The organism is Stenotrophomonas sp. ZAC14A_NAIMI4_1 (genome assembly GCF_003086915.1).
Classification (GTDB): Bacteria; Pseudomonadota; Gammaproteobacteria; order Xanthomonadales; family Xanthomonadaceae; genus Stenotrophomonas.
This window is the reverse complement of the sequence record NZ_CP026002.1, coordinates 4183105-4198682: the sequence shown is the minus strand read 5'-3', so window position 1 is coordinate 4198682 and position 15578 is coordinate 4183105. Positions and strand designations below refer to the sequence as shown.

The window sequence follows — 15578 nt, the reverse complement described above, 5'->3', positions numbered from 1 at the left end:
GACGGCCTCAGCCGAGCGCTTCAGCCACGGCGCGGAACACCTGCTGCATCTGCAGCGGTTTGCGCAGCACGTGTACATCGATGCCCGGCGGGAAGGCGCGGGTATCCAGCTCCACCGCCGCCTCTTCCAGCACCAGGGCCGGGCCGGCGTACCCCAGGGTGGCCATTTCGCCCAGCAGCTGGCTGGCCGGCAGCAGCTTGGAGCCGGCATCGGCAATGACCAGCGCCGGCATGGCTTCCTGCTGCATCCAGCGCAGCGCGGCCGGGCCGTCGGAAGCAAGCTGCAGCTGGTAGCCCTGGCTGGACAGCGCGTTGCCCAGCAGCGACAGGCGCGTGGCCTCGCCATCGACCACCAGGATCGACTGGCCACTGCCCAGCGCCACCAGCTGTTCGACCGGTTCACCGCCCTCGGCCCGCTCATGCATCGGCAGCCGCAGCTCGAAGCGCGTGCCCTGCCCCAGCTGGCTGTTGACGTGGATGCTGCCACCGGCGCCTTCGACGATGCGCTTGCAGGAAATCAGGCCCAGGCCGGTGCCATCGGCCTTGGTGGTGAAGAACGGATTGAACAGGTGCGACAACGTGTCGGCATCCATGCCGATGCCTTCGTCGGCCACCACGATGCGCAGCCAGTCCACGCCGTCGCGCTCGCCGGCATGGTCGGCGGTCAGGCCCAGGCGGCCGCCCTGCGGCATCGCCTGGATCGCATTGAGCGCCAGGTTGAGCAGCACCTGCTGCAGTTCGGTGTAGTTGGCATCGACCACCAGCCCCTCGTCCTGCACCTCCAGTTCCAGGCTCACCGTTTCCGGTACGTTGCTGCGCAACAGCAGCGCCACGGCCTGGAACAGGTCGTCGATGAAGATGCGCTCGCTAGGCGTGCGCGAACCGCGCACGAAGGACAGCATCGACTCGGCCATCTCGTGGCCACGGCGGCCGCACTCGGCGATGACATCGGCCAGGTGGTGCAGCTGCGGATCTTCGGTGCGCGCCTTCAGCAGCTCCGGCATGATCAGCAGCGGCTGCAGGATGTTGCGCAGGTCGTGGCTGAGGCCGGCGGCAAGCAGCGAGAGGCTTTCCAGCCGCTGCGCGCGCATCAGCTCGGTTTCCACGCGCAGGCGCTCCACCGCGCTGCGCGCATCGCGCACCGCGCGCGCCACCGCCGACGGCAGGCGCGCCGGGTGGTGCTTGATGATGTAATCGTTGGCGCCCTTCTGCAGGGCCTCCACCGCGTTCTCCTCGCCCATCGTGCCGGAGACGAAGATGAAAGGAACATCCGGCGCGGTCTCGCGCACGATGCGCAGCGCTTCATCACCGGAAAAGCCCGGCATGCTCAGGTCCGAGAGCACGATGTCCGGCACGAACCCGGCCAGCGCCTGGCGCAGTTCGGGCTCGCTTTCCACGCGCTCGAAACGGGCATCCAGGCCCGCCTCGAGCATCTGTTCGCACATCAGCTCGGCATCTTCCGGTGAATCTTCCACCAGCAGGATGCGCAGCGCCCCGAGGGCCGGACCGATCAGCGGCATGGCCTTACTCGACCTCCGGTGCCTGGTTGATCAGCGCCCAGAACCTGCCCAGGGTCTGCACCGCGCCGAAGAACTGGTCCACGTCCACCGGCTTGACGACATAGGCGTTCACGCCCATGTCCCAGCTGCGCGCCAGATCGCTTTCCTCGCGCGAGGACGACAGGATGACCACCGGCAGGCGCTTGAGCTCCTCGTGCTCGCGGATCTGCCGCAGCACTTCCAGTCCGTCCATGCGCGGCATCTTGATGTCCAGCAGCAGCACTGCGGGCAGGCCCTCTTCGCGGGTGGCATGCGCACCACGGCGCAGCAGGTAATCCATCACTTCCACGCCGTCCTCGACGTGCACGATGGGATTGGCCAGGCGGGCTTCCTGCAGTGCGTCGATGGCCATTTCGGCGTCGGCCGGGCTGTCTTCGGCCAGGAGGATGGTGCGCAGCGTGGTCATGCGGAGGGCCCTTGGTTGACTGCGTCCAGCGCAGGAGGCAGGTGGAAGTGGAAAGTGGCGCCGGCATCGGGCACGGCTTCGGCCCAGATGCGGCCACCATGGCGGGTCAGCACGCGGCGTACGCTGGCCAGGCCGATCCCGGTGCCGGGGTAATCGCTGGCCTTGTGCAGGCGCTGGAACACGCCGAACAGCTTGCCGGCGTAGGCCATGTCGAAGCCTGCGCCATTGTCGCTGACCGTGAACTGATGGCCGCCATCGGCCTGCTGCTGGTAGTCCACGCGGATGCGCGCCGGCGCGCGGTTGGCCGAATACTTCACCGCGTTGCCCAGCAGGTTCAGCCACACCTGGCGCATCATGTTCTCGTCGGCCACCACGATTGGCAGCGGCGCGATGGTCCATTCAACGTGGTGGGCCACGCCGCTGCCTTCGGCATCGGTCTTCAGGTTGGCATCGAGCATGGCGCGGGTGTCGGCCACCAGCGTCTGCATGTCCACCGCCTGCTGGCGCATCGCAGCGCGCCCCAGCCGCGAATAGACCAGCAGATCGTCGATCAGCGCGGCCATGCGCCGTGCCGAGCCGGAGATCACGTCCAGGTAGTGGCGGCTCTTTTCATCAGCGCCCTCGCCCAGGTGGCGTGACAGCTTGTCGGAGAAACCGGCGACATGGCGCAGCGGCGCGCGCAGGTCGTGCGACACCGAATAGCTGAAGGCCTCCAGCTCGCGGTTGACCTCCGAGACCTGGGCCACCTTGCCTTCCAGCTGGCGGTTCAGTTCTTCCACGCGCCACTGCACCGCACGCTGCACGGTCACGTCGCTGATGGTCATCAGCACCACTTCGTCATCGGTGTCCGGCAGCGGCATGCGCCGCGCGTTGATGAGCATGTAGCGCACCGTGCCGTCGGTGCGCTGTTCAAGCTCGAAATCCCACAGCTCGCGCCCGCGCAGCAGCACGTCGGACAGGCGCTGGCGCACCACCGGGTCCTGCCAGGCGCCCTCGCCGACATCGGCCAGCAGGGTGCCATCGGCACGTTCGTCCTGCAGCCCGTACAGCTCGGCGAACGCCGTGTTGTGCAGCTGCACGCGCAGGTCGCGGTCGAGCAGCACGATGGGCTCGCGCACCGTCTGCAGCACCGAGGCGGCACGCGCGGCGGCGCGCAGCGATTGCCGCTCGGCCTGCAGGCGGCGGCCGATCTGCCGCTGCAGCAGCCACAGCACCAGGGCCAGCAGGCACAGCTGCACCACCAGCGAGCTCCAGGACACCAGTTCCGTCTGCCTGCGCTGGCGCGCGGCCTGTTCGGCACGCGCCGCCAGCAGCGTCTTTTCGCTGGCCTGCAGTTCCTCCACCAGGCCGCGGATCGGGTAACGCGTGCTCATTTCCTCAACCAGCCGCCGCTGGTCCGTATTGGGCATGGACGCTGCCAATTGCCGGGCCAGTGCCATGCGTCCATCCAGCATCGACTCGATGCGCCCGATGCGGATGAGCTGGTCGGGGTTGTCGCGCGTCATCCTGGCCAGCGCGGACAGTTTTCCGGGTATTTCATCGGCCTTGGCCATGCGTTCGCGCAGGCCGGGCACATCCACTCCCTTGGACAGGGTCAGCGCGGCGGACTCAACGTCACGCACATCGGCCTGCAGCTGCTGTGCTGCCACGCCCACTTGCTGGGTGTGGGTGACCCAGGCCATTGCGGCTTCGCTTTCCTGCTGGAGGTGCCGCTGCGTCAGCCATGGCACGACGATGATGGCGGCGGCGGCCAGTGCAAGTGCAGGCAGACGCCAGCGATCCCCGATGTCATCCTCGAACGCCAGCCCCATGGTCCTGTCGTCAACGAAAGCGATGCATCCAATATAGCGCAGCGGGTGGAGCCGGGAGAATACAACGAGTACGACGAAGGGCGCCCCTTGCGGGACGCCCCTGTCCACTTCAGGCCAGCGCCGATCAGCGCTTGGCGGCAGCGTTGACCTTCAGCGCGGCGGCATCGACGCGGGTCACGCCCTTGATGCCCTTGGCGGTGGTCACCGCCTTGTCCTTCTCGGCCTGGGTGGCGACGGTGCCGCTGAGGCTGACCACACCATTGACCGTTTCCACCTTCACTTCGGTGCCCGGTACGTTGCTGCTGGCCAGCAGGTCGGCCTTCACCTTGGTGGTGATCCAGCTGTCGGTCACCGGCTCGTTCGAGTCGTGGCGGTCGGCGTGGGTCATCGCGGCATGGTCGGTCTTCGGCGGATCCTTGGCCATGACGGCCGAGGAAGACAGGGCCAGGCCCAGGGTGAGGGACGAAGCAATCAGGGTACGGGTCAGGTTGCTCATCGTGCGGTGCTCCTTCTGGATGTGCTGCCAGTCTGGACAGTCGCCTGTGTTGCAGGCGTCGGGCTTTGGTCACGCTGCCGTGAACCCGCCGGCTGCAACGGTAACGGTTCAGTTTTGCCTCGCCCGGAGCCACGTTCTACGCTTTGTCTCCCCCACCCTGCGGAGCCCCCCCATGCGCCCCGACCTGCAACTGGCCCTGATCGGCTACGGCCTCGCCGGCCGCGTCTTCCACGCACCGCTCATCCAGCACACGCCCGGGCTGGCCCTGCACAGCATCGTCAGCTCGCAGCGCGACACCCTGCTGCGCAGCTTCAGCGATGTGCACGTACGCGCCAGCGCGCAGGAAGTATTCGATGACCCGGCGGTGGACGCGGTGGTGATCGCCACGCCGAACGAGCAGCACGCGCCGCTGGCCATTGCCGCACTGGCTGCCGGCAAGCATGTGCTGGTGGACAAGCCCTTCGCGCTGGACGTGGCCGAAGCGGAAACCGTGCTGGCCGCCGCGCGCGGTGCCGGACGCATCGCCACGGTGTTCCAGAACCGTCGCTTCGATGCGGATTTCCTCACCCTGCAGGCGCTGCTTGCCGAGGGCGCGCTGGGCGAGGTGGCCGAATGCCACGCGCACTTTGATCGCTACCGGCCGCAGGTGCGCGATCGCTGGCGCGAACAGGAAGGGCCCGGCAGCGGCCTGTGGTACGACCTTGGCCCACACCTGCTGGACCAGATGCTGGTGCTGTTCGGTTGGCCACAGGCCATCGATGCCGATCTGGCGGTGCAGCGCGAAGGTGGCAGCGGCGTCGACTATTTCCATGCCGTGCTGCATTACCCGCGGCACCGCGCGATCGTGCATGCCGGTTCGCTGGTGGCGGCGCCGACGCCGCACTTCGCGGTGCATGGCCGCGAGGGCAGCTGGATCAAGCATGGCCTGGACGTGCAGGAGGCGCAGCTGCGTCGCGGCGTGGCACCGGGTGCCCCCGGCTGGGGCATCGACCCGCGGCATGGCGAGCTGTTGCGCTGCGATGCCGAGGACAACGTGCAGCGCACGACCGTGGACAACCTGCCAGGGGACTACCGGCGGCTGTATGCACAGTTCGCGGCGGCGATGCGTGGCGAGGGCGAGGCGACGGTGAGTGCGGTGCAGGCGCTGCAGTTGATGCGGTTGCTGGAGGCGGGGATGGTGAGTGCGCGCGAGGGACGGCGGGTGGTGTTGGGGTGATCGGCAGGGCTGCGCCCTGCACCTGCTCAATGCAACGTCAACGTCAACGGCAAAAGCCTGCATTCCGTGGGTTGGCGGGGTGGGTCCGGTTGAGGGGGACGCCGTAAACCCGTCCATGGGGGCTTGGTCGCGGCATCCATGCCGCTCACACCCCCTCAACCGGACCCGCCCCGCCTTCGACAGATTTCCGCGATCTGTCGGAACGGCGTTCTGCTTTGGTGGGTGCCGACCGTTGGTCGGCACGGGCTCGGGTGACGCTGAAACGATCGGCATGGGCTTCATGGGGTCGGATCCCTTCGGCAACGCCGAAGGGCTCTGACCCCGTCCTGCATCGGCTGGATTCACGCCATGCGTGGATGACGTGGAACGATTGGAATAGGCTTCTGTAGCGTCGAGCCATGCTCGACTGGCTTCATGGCCGATATCGAGCGGTCGGTGAATGGATTGGATTCGCGGGTAGATCCACGACATGCGTGGATGCTTTGGTCACGAGGAGTGGGACTGCGAAAATATCCCGACCGGAATACAGAGGAGGCGCCATGAGGGCCGAAGCAACTGAGATTGACCATGTCGTCAGCGACGATGACGGCCTTTCCTACATCTATGTGACGTGGGGAGAACAAGGAAGCTATATCGACATCACGAAGTCAGATGACGAAGACGGTATTTACTGTGAACTGTTCGATCAATCGAACGGAAGAACACTAAAAACCATTGCATATGAGCTATGCGATCAGTTGCTGACTATTTCCGTAGAGAGCCCTGAATCACTCGCACCACACCTCGCTCTGACGCAGATCCAGCTTGACCTTGCGGGAGTGGAATATGACAACGCGGAACTAAGCGAAACCCTGGATTTCATATTTTCAAGTTGATGACGCGGCATCGGAATCGACGCATATCCTGCTCACTCCAGCCAGTCGCAAGCCCGCAGCGCCACCTTGACACCTTCCGTCGGCGCAAATGGGGTCAGAGCCCTTTCCTGCGGAAAGGGATCCGACCCCATCGCGGTGCTTACGACTTCTTGATGGCGTGGCCGCCGAATTCGTTTCGCATCGCCGACAGCAGGCGGTCGGTGAACGAATTGGATTCGCGCGAGCGCAGGCGTTCCAGCAGCGACAGGGTGATCACCGGGGCCGGCACGTCCAGGGCAATGGCTTCGGCGACGGTCCAGCGGCCTTCGCCGGAATCCTCGACGTACGGAGCAATGCCATCCAGCGAGGGATTGCGCTTGAGCGCTTCGGTGCTCAGGTCCAGCAGCCACGAACGCACCACGCTGCCGTGGCGCCAGACGTCGGCCACCTGGGCCAGGTCCAGTTCCATCTCCTGCTTGCGCTCCATCAGCGCAAAGCCTTCGGCGTAGGCCTGCATCATTCCGTACTCGATGCCGTTGTGGACCATCTTGGTGAAGTGGCCGGCGCCGGACGGGCCGACACGGCCCCAGCCGCGGTCTTCGGCCGGTGCCAGGGTGCGCAGCAACGGCGCGACCTGCTCCACCACCGAGGCGTCACCGCCCACCATCAGGCTGTAGCCTTCCTGCAGGCCCCAGACGCCACCGCTGGTGCCGCAGTCGACGTAGCCCAGGTCATCCTCGGCCAGCGCCTTGGCGCGGCGGATCGAGTCCTGGTAGTTGGAGTTGCCGCCGTCGATGACGATATCGCCTTCGGCCAGGTGCGGGGTCAGCTGGCCCAGGGTCTGGTCGACGGTCTCGCCGGCCGGCACCATCAGCCACACCACGCGCGGCACCGGCAGTGCGGCAACCGCCGCGGCCAGCGAATCGACGACCTCCAGGCCGGCCTCGGCGGCGCGCTGGCGGGCGCCTTCGCCCGGATCGTAGCCGACCACGCGGTGGCCGCCGCGATGCAGGCGCTGGGCCATGTTGGCGCCCATGCGGCCGAGGCCGATCATTGCAATGTCCATTGTTTCACCTTCAGTTGGGGTCTAGGGTCAGGCTGCCTGGCCGGCCGGTCGCCGCGCAGTGGCGCAGTTGCGCTTCGCGCCAGCGCCGATAGAGCGTGGTATGCAGATTGTGCAACGCCAGGTCGATGGAAAACGACGTGCGTGGGTTGCGGTCGAGCAGGCGGATGATGTGGTAACCGATGGGACGTATACCGCGTGGGTGCACATAGATCACGAACTGCTGGTAGAACGGATCGTCCAGCAACTGGTCCATGCGTGCCAGCGTGGCCTGGTAGCGGGGCTCCAGCTGCGCGCGCAGGCCGGGATCACGTTCGTACAACAGGCGCTCGAAGTAGCGCCGGCCGAGCCGCGGAATACCCTGCGCAAGCGTCCACAGTTCGGCATTGCGCTGGTCGTACCAGGCCAGCCCGCCGTGTGCGGCCAGCGCCTGCGCGGCGTCTGCGCCGACATCGACGACGATGAAGTTCTCGGCCTGGTTGCTCAGGTCGTCCAGCGTCGAACGGTCGCCGACGTGTTCGATGAAACCGGGCACGCCGAGGAACGCGCTGCGCCCCCGTGCGGCAGTGCGCACGGCCTTGCCATCGGCGAAGAACTCACCAGCCCCGGCGCCCAGCAGGATGCTGTCGGTATCGTGCAGGCCCCGCAGGGTACCGATGGAAAGCTCATCGGCAGAGAATTCACCATCGAAGGCGGCATCGCCGTACAGCTCGCGCTGCGTGGCCAGCTGCGCGACCTGACGACCGACGCCACATTCGGCGCGCACGTTGCCGTTGTAGAACGTCTCCAGCGCGCGGCTGTTGCCGGCCAGCGGCGTATAACCGCGGCCGAAGCTGCGGGTGTTCCGCCAGCCCTGCGCGGGTGCACCGCCCGCGCCGAAGCCGATCCAGCCCAGCTGCAGGCCGCTGAAACGGAAACCGGGGTTGTCCTGCAATGCCCGCGCGGCGCGCTGCGCAGCCGCACCCAGTTCGAAGGTGTAGGCGCAGAGCGTGGCCGGGTCGTCCAGCAGGCGCTGCAGCACGGCCTGCCGCGCCTGCTCGGTCATGGTGGCGGGCCAGCGCACCTGCAGGTCGCCGGCCTGCTGCGCAGCCTGCAGCGAGGCACGCGTGCAGACCGGGCCGCCATGGATGCGGGGCGCCTCGACTGCCGTGGTTTCGAAGCGCCAGCCCAGCCGCTGCAGCAAGCCCTGCTCGCAGCCACTGCCCGCGGCATTGCCGAGCATGGGCCAGCCCAGCAGCAGGGCCAGCCCCAGCGCCCTGCCCTTCACCGTCAGCCCTGTTCGGCCGCCGGTTGCGGGGCGGGCTCGGGTACGGGTGTCGCGGGTGCGGCGGGAACCGGCGGAGCCGGTACGGGTGCCGGCTCCTGCACCTCCGCCGGTGGCGGGGCCGGCGCAGGCGTCGGCTTGGCCGCAGCGGCCGCCGGCAGGTACTGGTGCAGGCGGTCGAAGAAGCGACGGTAGAAATCAGAATCTGTGATCGTGCTGCTGGCAACCTTCACCAGCGAATCATCGTTGCTGCCGAACGGCAGCGACACCGAGCCCAGTGCGCCCACGCCGACGCTGGCCGAGGTCGGGCTCTTCTTCAGTGCATAACGGTCCTGCACGGCGCTGACGAACACCAGCGCCTGCTCGCTGCCACGTGGCGCGCAGGAAATGCGCAGCACCAGCTGCTCGTGATCGTCCTCGCGCACCTGGAAATTCTTGTTGCCTTCCACCTGCCCATCGTCGGCGCGCGCGATGGCGTAGCCCTGGCTGAGCAGGGTACGGCGGGCCGCTTCACAGGCCTCGGCCGGGCGCCCATCGACGGTGCGCGAGAAGGTGTCGCCCGAATCGAAGGACTCGCGCAGCAGGCTGTTGTCGGCGGCCCGGCCACCGCAACCGGCCAGGACCAGGGTGCTGGCCACAGCCAGCAGGGACAGCGAAAGACGGGAGGCCCGCATGGGTACTCCTGCGAGAACGGAGCCCCAAGGGTAGACCTGGGGCCGTGTGCGGCAGGTCGATGCGCCCGCCCCCGTTGCTCCCGGTTCATGGACATCCGCCGGGCATGGCCCGGCGCGACCGGAAAACAAACGGGGCCGGCAGTGCCGGCCCCGTGGGGAACTTCACATCAGCAGCGGATCAGTCCGCCCAGCGGCCTGCGCCGGTGGACTGCGGCAGCACCTGGGCCGACAGCGGGCGGTCGGTCTCCAGCAGGTTCACCGCATCGGACAGGATCGAGGCGGATTCACGCAGCAGCGGGTCCGGACGCTTCTCGGCGGCCTTCTCGCGGGCGGCATCCTTGACGATGTCGCGCTCGTTGCCGGTCAGGCCGTCATCGCTGCTGTCATCGGCCAGCGGGTCCAGGGCCAGGCCCAGTTCCTTGCGGACGACCTGGCGGTCCTTGCGCTGCTTGTCCTGGCGCTCACGCTCGGCCAAGCGGGTCGCCTCGTTGAGCGAGACGTACTTCTTGGCCGCTTCGGTACGGAACTGCTGCACGTCCTCGTTCCACCACTGGAATTCCTTGTCGGTGGCGATGCGGGCTTCGTGGCGCGACTCCAGCTTGGGCAGCAGCGGTGCGAAGTTGCCGTACTGGGTGTGCGGCACGGCAGCGATGCGGGTCCACGGCAGCGCGTTGTCGTAGGTGCTTTCACCGAACTCGGTGGCATCGACGCTGGCCGGGAACGCCAGGTCCGGCACCACGCCCTTGTGCTGGGTGCTGCTGCCGCTGATGCGGAAGAACTGGGCGATGGTCAGCTTCACCTGGCCAAAGCGCTGGGTCTCGCCACTGGGCCAGCGGTCCAGGTCGACGATGTTCTGCACGGTGCCCTTGCCGAAGGTGGTTTCACCGATGACCAGGCCACGGCCGTAATCCTGGATGGCACCGGCGAAGATTTCCGAGGCCGAGGCCGAACCACGGTTGATCAGCACGGCCAGCGGGCCATCCCAGGCAACACCCTGGTTGCGGTCGCTGTTGACGGTGACGCGGCCACCGGATTCGCGCACCTGCACCACCGGGCCCTGCTCGATGAACAGGCCGGTCAGTTCGATGGCTTCATCCAGCGAACCACCACCGTTGCTGCGCAGGTCCAGCACCACGCCGTCCAGCTTGTCGGCCTTGAAGCCGGCCAGCAGCTTGGCGACGTCGCGCGTGGCCGAGGCGTAGTCGGCCGCGTTGCGGCGACGGCCTTCGAAATCCTGGTAGAAGGTCGGCAGCTTGATCACGCCCACCTTGCGCTCGGGCTGGCCATCCTTGCCCGGGATGGTCATGGTTTCGCCCTTGGCGGCCTGTTCGGCCAGGCGCACCTTCTGACGGGTCAGCAGCAGGGTGTGGTGCTTGCCGTCCACGCCGTCCTCGGCGGAGATGAACTCCAGCCGGACCTGCGTGTCCTTGGCGCCACGGATCTTGGCCACCACGTCATCGATGCGCCAGCCGATCACATCGTCCACCGGCCCGGACTTGCCCTGGCCGACGCCGACGATGCGGTCGCCCGGCTTCAGGGTGCCGTCCACGGCGGCCGGGCCACCGGCGATGATCTCGCGGATCACCACCATGTCGTCCTGGCGCTGCAGCTGCGCGCCGATGCCTTCCAGCGACAGCGACATCGCCTGGTTGAAGTTCTCGGCAGTGCGCGGGGTGAAGTAGTCGGTATGCGGGTCGACGGCGCTGGTGTAGGCGTTCATGAAGAACTGGAAGACATCCTCGCCCTTCAGCTCGTTGACGCTCTTTTCCAGCGTGGCGTAACGCTTGTCCAGCGTCTTGCGGATGTCGTCGGACTTCTTGCCGGCCAGCTTCAGGCGCAGCCAGTCGTTCTTCACCGACTTGCGCCACAGCTCATCGAGCTCGGCGTTGCTTGCCGCCCACGGCACGTCCTTGCGGTCGTATTCGAAGCGCTCGTCGGCGGTGAAGTCCGGCTCCTGCTTCAGCAGCTTGCGCGCATAACCGACGCGCTCGCCCACGCGCTGCTTGTAGACCGCGAACACTTCAAAGGCAGGCTCCAGTTCGCCGCCGCGGATGGCGTTGGCGATGCCGGCCTGGAACGGCGCGAAACGGGCCACGTCGGCCTGGGTGAAGTACTGCTTGCCGCCGTCGAGGGTTTCCAGGTAACGCTTGAACACGTCCTTGGAGGTGGCCTCGTCCAGCGCGCGCGGCCGGTAGGCGTAGCGGCTGTCGGACAGCAGGCCGTAGACCAGCTTGGAGGTGGTGACCTGGTCGGCGGTCGCGGCCGCCGGCAGCGCCGGCGAGTCGGCCTTGGCCGCCAGCGCCAGCGGCGCGACCAGCGCCAGGGCCATCAGGAATGCGGGGGCTTTGAATTTCATGAACGTGCTCGAAGGCGCCTTGCCAAGGGGGAGACTGCAGGGTGTTCAGACACCACGACAGTGCCGAAAGTTGCCGTGTTTGTCACCCGGCCGCGTTCGGTGGAAAACCAGCCTAGCGGGGCCGGTGTAGCAAATTGTGAATGCAGGCGAAGGCGTGCGGACCAACGGTCCGCACCCACCAGTGCGGAGGTCCGCACCCACCTCAGGCGACGCCGGCGCCCTTGGCCTGGACGTCGGCGTGGTACGACGAGCGCACCATCGGGCCGGAGGCCACGTGGCTGAAGCCCAGCTCGTAGCCGTAGTCTTCCAGCGCCTTGTAGTCCTCGGGGGTCCAGTACTTCAGCACCGGGTGGTGGTGCGCGGTCGGCTGCAGGTACTGGCCGATGGTAATCATGTCCACGTCATGCGCGCGCAGGTCGCGCATGGTGGCCTTGATCTGCTCGAACTCCTCGCCCAGGCCCAGCATGATGCCGCTCTTGGTCGGCACCGACGGGTGCTGCGCCTTGAAGTTCTTCAGCAGGTTCAGCGACCACTGGTAATCGGCACCCGGGCGCACGTTGCGGTACAGGTCCGGTACGGTTTCGATGTTGTGGTTGAACACGTCCGGCGGGTTCTGCGCCAGGATCTCCAGCGCGCGCTCCATGCGGCCCTTGCCACGGAAGTCCGGGGTCAGCACCTCGATGCGGGTGCCCGGCGACTTCTCGCGGATGGCGGTGATGCAGTCGACGAAGTGCTGGGCACCGCCGTCGCGCAGGTCATCGCGGTCGACGCTGGTCACCACCACGTACTTCAGGCCCATGTCGGCCACGGTCTGGCCGAGGGTGGCCGGCTCGTTGGCATCCGGCGGCTTGGGGCGGCCGTGGGCCACGTCGCAGAACGAGCAGCGACGGGTGCAGACCTCGCCCAGGATCATGAAGGTGGCGGTGCCGTGGCTGAAACATTCGTGGATGTTCGGGCAGCTGGCTTCCTCGCACACGGTCACCAGGCGGTTCTCGCGCAGCTTGGCCTTCAGGTTCTGCACGGCATTGCCCGAAGGAATGCGCACGCGGATCCAGGACGGCTTGCGCAGCACCGGTGCGTCGGCGAACTGCACCGGCGAACGGTTGATCTTGTCCCCGCCCATCTGCTTGACGCCCACCTGCAGCGGCGCGGCGGACGGAAGCTCGGCCTGCACGATCTGCAGGGGGATGGTGCGGGCGGTGGTCTCAGTCATGGCAGTTCCGGGGGGCGGTCAGGCGGCCGCAGAAAGATCGGGCAGTTCGGGCGTGGGCTGCAGCAGAAGGCCAAACTGGCGGGCCAGATGGTCCAGCAGCACCGGCTTGACGGCGTCCATCCCGGACGGGCCACCCAAGTCTACCACCGAGGTCACCTGCAACCCCTGGTAGCCACAGGGGTTGATGCGGTGGAAGGGTTCCAGGTCCATCGACACATTGAAGGCCAGGCCGTGGAAGGTGCAGCCGCGGCGGACGCGGATGCCGAGCGCGGCGATCTTGGCATCGCCCACGTAGACGCCCGGCGCGCCGTCACGGCGCTCGGCGCCGATGTTCCATTCGCCGAGGGTGTCGATCAGGGCCTGTTCGATGCGGCAGACGTAGTCGCGCACGCCGATGCCCAGCCGCGGCAGGCGCAGCAGCGGGTAGACCACGATCTGGCCGGGGCCGTGGTAGGTCACCTGGCCGCCGCGGTCGACGTGCAGCACCGGGATATCGCCCGGCGCCAGTACGTGCTCGTCCTTGCCCGCCTGGCCGAGGGTGAACACCGGATCGTGTTCGACCACCCACAGCTCGTCGGCATCGTCGTCGGTCCGCTGGTCGGTGAAGCGCTGCATGGCGCGCCAGACCGGTTCATAGGCCTGGCGACCGAGGTCGCGCACCACTGCAGGGCGGGCCGGACGCTGCCCGGGGGCAGGTTCGGCCGCGCAGCTGGTGGCTACACCGTCCACTTCACTTCCGGGTGGTCGCGCAGGGCCTGGTGGGCCACGTCGTACTGTTCACGGTTCTCGGCCCGGAACACCAGGCGCACCGAAACGTACTTGCCGTTGGACGAATGCTTCCAGCTGATGCGCTCGTTCACCACATCGACGCCTGCAGCAATCAGCAGGCTGGGGAGTTCCTGCTCCAGGCCACGGTTGGCTGGGCCCATTGCGCTGAGCTCGAACTGACCGGGGAACTGGAAGCCGTGATCGGGGTTGTCGGACTTGATTTCCATGCCCCCCATTATCGGGCCGCAAGGCAACAAACCCAAGAGTATTCATCAAGGTCGAACGCCGCACCGGCAGCCCGCTGCGTTGCAGGCTGCGGCCCGGTTCAGGCTGCGCCGGGCCCGCCTCCAGTTTCGCTGAAGGGACAAGTGCGTTTTACGGAACAGACAAGTGAAGGCGGGAGGCTCGTTCCCTCACGGCGACGGGAGTAACGTGTTGTTGCATAAATCGACCTTCACACGCCAACGACCTGATGATCATTCCATCCATGCGTACTGCCGCCACCCTCGGCCTGACCGGCCTGCTGGCGGCGGCCGCCCTGCCCCTCACTGCCCACGCCGCGCAGCAGTGCGGCCCCGATGCGATGCGGGAGCACCCGCCACAGGTCAATTTCCGCGTCGACAACGACCTGTTCGGCGCCAAGGACCAGGACCAGGGCTACACCAACGGCGCCCAGCTGACCCTGGTCTCGCCCAACCTGGTGGACTACACCGATGATCCCTGCCTGCCGCGCCTGGCGCGCTGGGTGAACCGCCACCTCGAGCGCCTGCACCCGGGTGAGTTCGAGCAGCAGAACATGATCTTCAGCCTCGGCCAGGGCATCTACACGCCCACCGATTTCACCCGCAAGGACGTGATCGAGGACGATCGCCCGTACGCCGGCGTGCTGGTGGCCAGCTTCGGCTACAACGCCCGCCGCGGCGATCGCCTGCAGACCACCCTGCTGACCCTGGGCGTGGTTGGCCCGTGGGCGCAGGGCAAGCAGGTGCAGAACGCGGTGCATGACCTGCTGGGCGACGAAAAATTCCAGGGCTGGGACAACCAGCTGCACAACGAACCGGTGGTGATGTACACCCACGAGCGCATGCGCCGCTGGCCGGGCGATGCCAGCGTGAATGCCGGCGGCTGGGGCTGGGATGCGATCAGCCACTACGGCGGCTCGGTCGGCAATCTGGAAACCAAGGCGAATTTCGGCGGTGAAGTGCGTTTCGGCTGGAAGCTGCCCGACGACTTCGGCAGCACCCCGCTGCGCCCGGCCGGCGAGAACACCGCGCCGACCCGCGGTGGCAAGCCCAGCGGCTGGTCGTGGCACCTGTTCGCCACCACCGATGCGGCCTGGGTGATCCGCGATATCACCCTGGACGGCAACACCTTCCGCGACAGCCACAGCGTGGACAAGCGCCACGTGGTGGCCTACGGCGGCTACGGCATCGCCGTGATGCGCGGCCGCTGGAAGTTCGCGATGGCCCGTTACCACAGCACCCGCGAGTTCAACGGCCAGCGCGAAGCCCCGGTGTTCGGCAGCTTTACCATCAGCCGCTCGATGTAGGTGCCCTTTGTAGAGTCGAGCCATGCTCGACTGTCGTTGCGTGACCCGTCCTGCCATAGGTTGACACCCATGGGGTGGATGAACCGGCCGCCTTCAGGCGGCCAAGGACGCCCGATGCATCGCATCGGGCGTCTGCATTTTAAGGGACAGGTGGGGTCGCTCGGCGTTGTAGATTTCTACTGCCTCAGCCACCATCTGGCGGGCCTGCCCAAGGTCCCGCGGGCGATGGAGCAGAAACTCGCATTTCAGGATCCCGTTGACTCGTTCTGCCAGAGCATTCTGATAGCAGTCATAGCCGTCGGTCATCGAGCAGACCAAGCCATGCTTGGCGTGGATATGCTGGTAGTTGT

15 protein-coding genes are annotated in these 15578 nt (G+C 67.0%); 3 read left to right on the top strand and 12 right to left on the bottom strand.

The annotated features are described in order from the left end of the window. Positions 1–7: 7 nt before the first annotated feature. From C1926_RS19245 to C1926_RS19230, 4 genes are all read right to left on the bottom strand, one after another. Positions 8–1519 carry an ATP-binding protein gene (locus tag C1926_RS19245; RefSeq protein ID WP_108760305.1) on the bottom strand — a complete coding sequence of 504 codons (1512 nt, stop codon included), beginning with the start codon at positions 1517–1519 and terminating at the stop codon, positions 8–10. A gap of 4 nt (positions 1520–1523) precedes the next feature. Further along, a complete protein-coding gene (locus tag C1926_RS19240; protein ID WP_079223373.1) occupies positions 1524–1964 on the bottom strand; it encodes a response regulator in 441 nt (146 codons plus the stop codon). Next, entirely contained in the window at positions 1961–3775 is a 1815-nt protein-coding gene (locus tag C1926_RS19235) for an ATP-binding protein (RefSeq protein WP_108760304.1), read from the bottom strand. Before C1926_RS19235 ends, C1926_RS19240 begins: the two co-directional genes overlap by 4 nt. Positions 3776–3899: 124 nt before the next feature. Beyond that, on the bottom strand, positions 3900–4271 hold the full coding sequence (locus C1926_RS19230; protein ID WP_079223377.1) for a BON domain-containing protein: 372 nt from the start codon (positions 4269–4271) through the stop codon (positions 3900–3902). A 172-nt stretch (positions 4272–4443) separates the two neighbouring features. Between C1926_RS19230 and C1926_RS19225 the strand changes: the two genes are divergently transcribed. Continuing rightward, the gene (locus C1926_RS19225) at positions 4444–5487 is read left to right on the top strand and encodes an oxidoreductase (RefSeq protein ID WP_108760303.1); all 1044 of its coding nucleotides are present in this window, start codon (positions 4444–4446) and stop codon (positions 5485–5487) included. Between the two features lie 539 nt (positions 5488–6026). Further along, positions 6027–6362 (top strand): hypothetical protein, encoded by a 336-nt coding sequence (locus tag C1926_RS19220; protein ID WP_108760302.1) that lies wholly within the window; start codon positions 6027–6029, stop codon positions 6360–6362. Between the two features lie 139 nt (positions 6363–6501). On the opposite strand, the gene gnd is transcribed toward C1926_RS19220, so the two are convergent. The 7 genes from gnd to C1926_RS19185 form a co-directional block, all read right to left on the bottom strand. Continuing rightward, positions 6502–7407: a phosphogluconate dehydrogenase (NAD(+)-dependent, decarboxylating) gene (gnd, locus tag C1926_RS19215; protein WP_079223380.1), complete on the bottom strand. Its 906-nt coding sequence runs from the start codon at positions 7405–7407 to the stop codon at positions 6502–6504. A gap of 10 nt (positions 7408–7417) precedes the next feature. Further along, positions 7418–8626, bottom strand: coding sequence for a hypothetical protein (locus C1926_RS19210; RefSeq protein ID WP_254057423.1), 1209 nt, complete (start codon positions 8624–8626; stop codon positions 7418–7420). Between the two features lie 47 nt (positions 8627–8673). Beyond that, positions 8674–9342 (bottom strand): DUF2242 domain-containing protein, encoded by a 669-nt coding sequence (locus tag C1926_RS19205; protein WP_108760301.1) that lies wholly within the window; start codon positions 9340–9342, stop codon positions 8674–8676. 178 nt (positions 9343–9520) lie between these two features. Next, positions 9521–11698: a carboxy terminal-processing peptidase gene (locus C1926_RS19200; protein ID WP_108747386.1), complete on the bottom strand. Its 2178-nt coding sequence runs from the start codon at positions 11696–11698 to the stop codon at positions 9521–9523. 202 nt (positions 11699–11900) lie between these two features. Next, entirely contained in the window at positions 11901–12911 is a 1011-nt protein-coding gene (gene lipA, locus C1926_RS19195; protein WP_108747387.1) for a lipoyl synthase, read from the bottom strand. 18 nt (positions 12912–12929) lie between these two features. Further along, positions 12930–13640 (bottom strand): lipoyl(octanoyl) transferase LipB, encoded by a 711-nt coding sequence (gene lipB, locus C1926_RS19190; RefSeq protein ID WP_079223387.1) that lies wholly within the window; start codon positions 13638–13640, stop codon positions 12930–12932. Further along, a complete protein-coding gene (locus tag C1926_RS19185; RefSeq protein WP_079223389.1) occupies positions 13628–13906 on the bottom strand; it encodes a YbeD family protein in 279 nt (92 codons plus the stop codon). Before C1926_RS19185 ends, lipB begins: the two co-directional genes overlap by 13 nt. Positions 13907–14166: 260 nt before the next feature. On the opposite strand from C1926_RS19185, the gene C1926_RS19180 reads away from it, so the two are divergent. Continuing rightward, complete coding sequence (locus C1926_RS19180; protein WP_254057332.1) at positions 14167–15228, top strand: lipid A deacylase LpxR family protein; 1062 nt, start codon at positions 14167–14169, stop codon at positions 15226–15228. A 93-nt stretch (positions 15229–15321) separates the two neighbouring features. On the opposite strand, the gene C1926_RS19175 is transcribed toward C1926_RS19180, so the two are convergent. Then, a partial coding sequence (locus C1926_RS19175) for an integrase core domain-containing protein (protein ID WP_159095159.1) occupies positions 15322–15578 on the bottom strand: 257 nt, incomplete at its 5' end.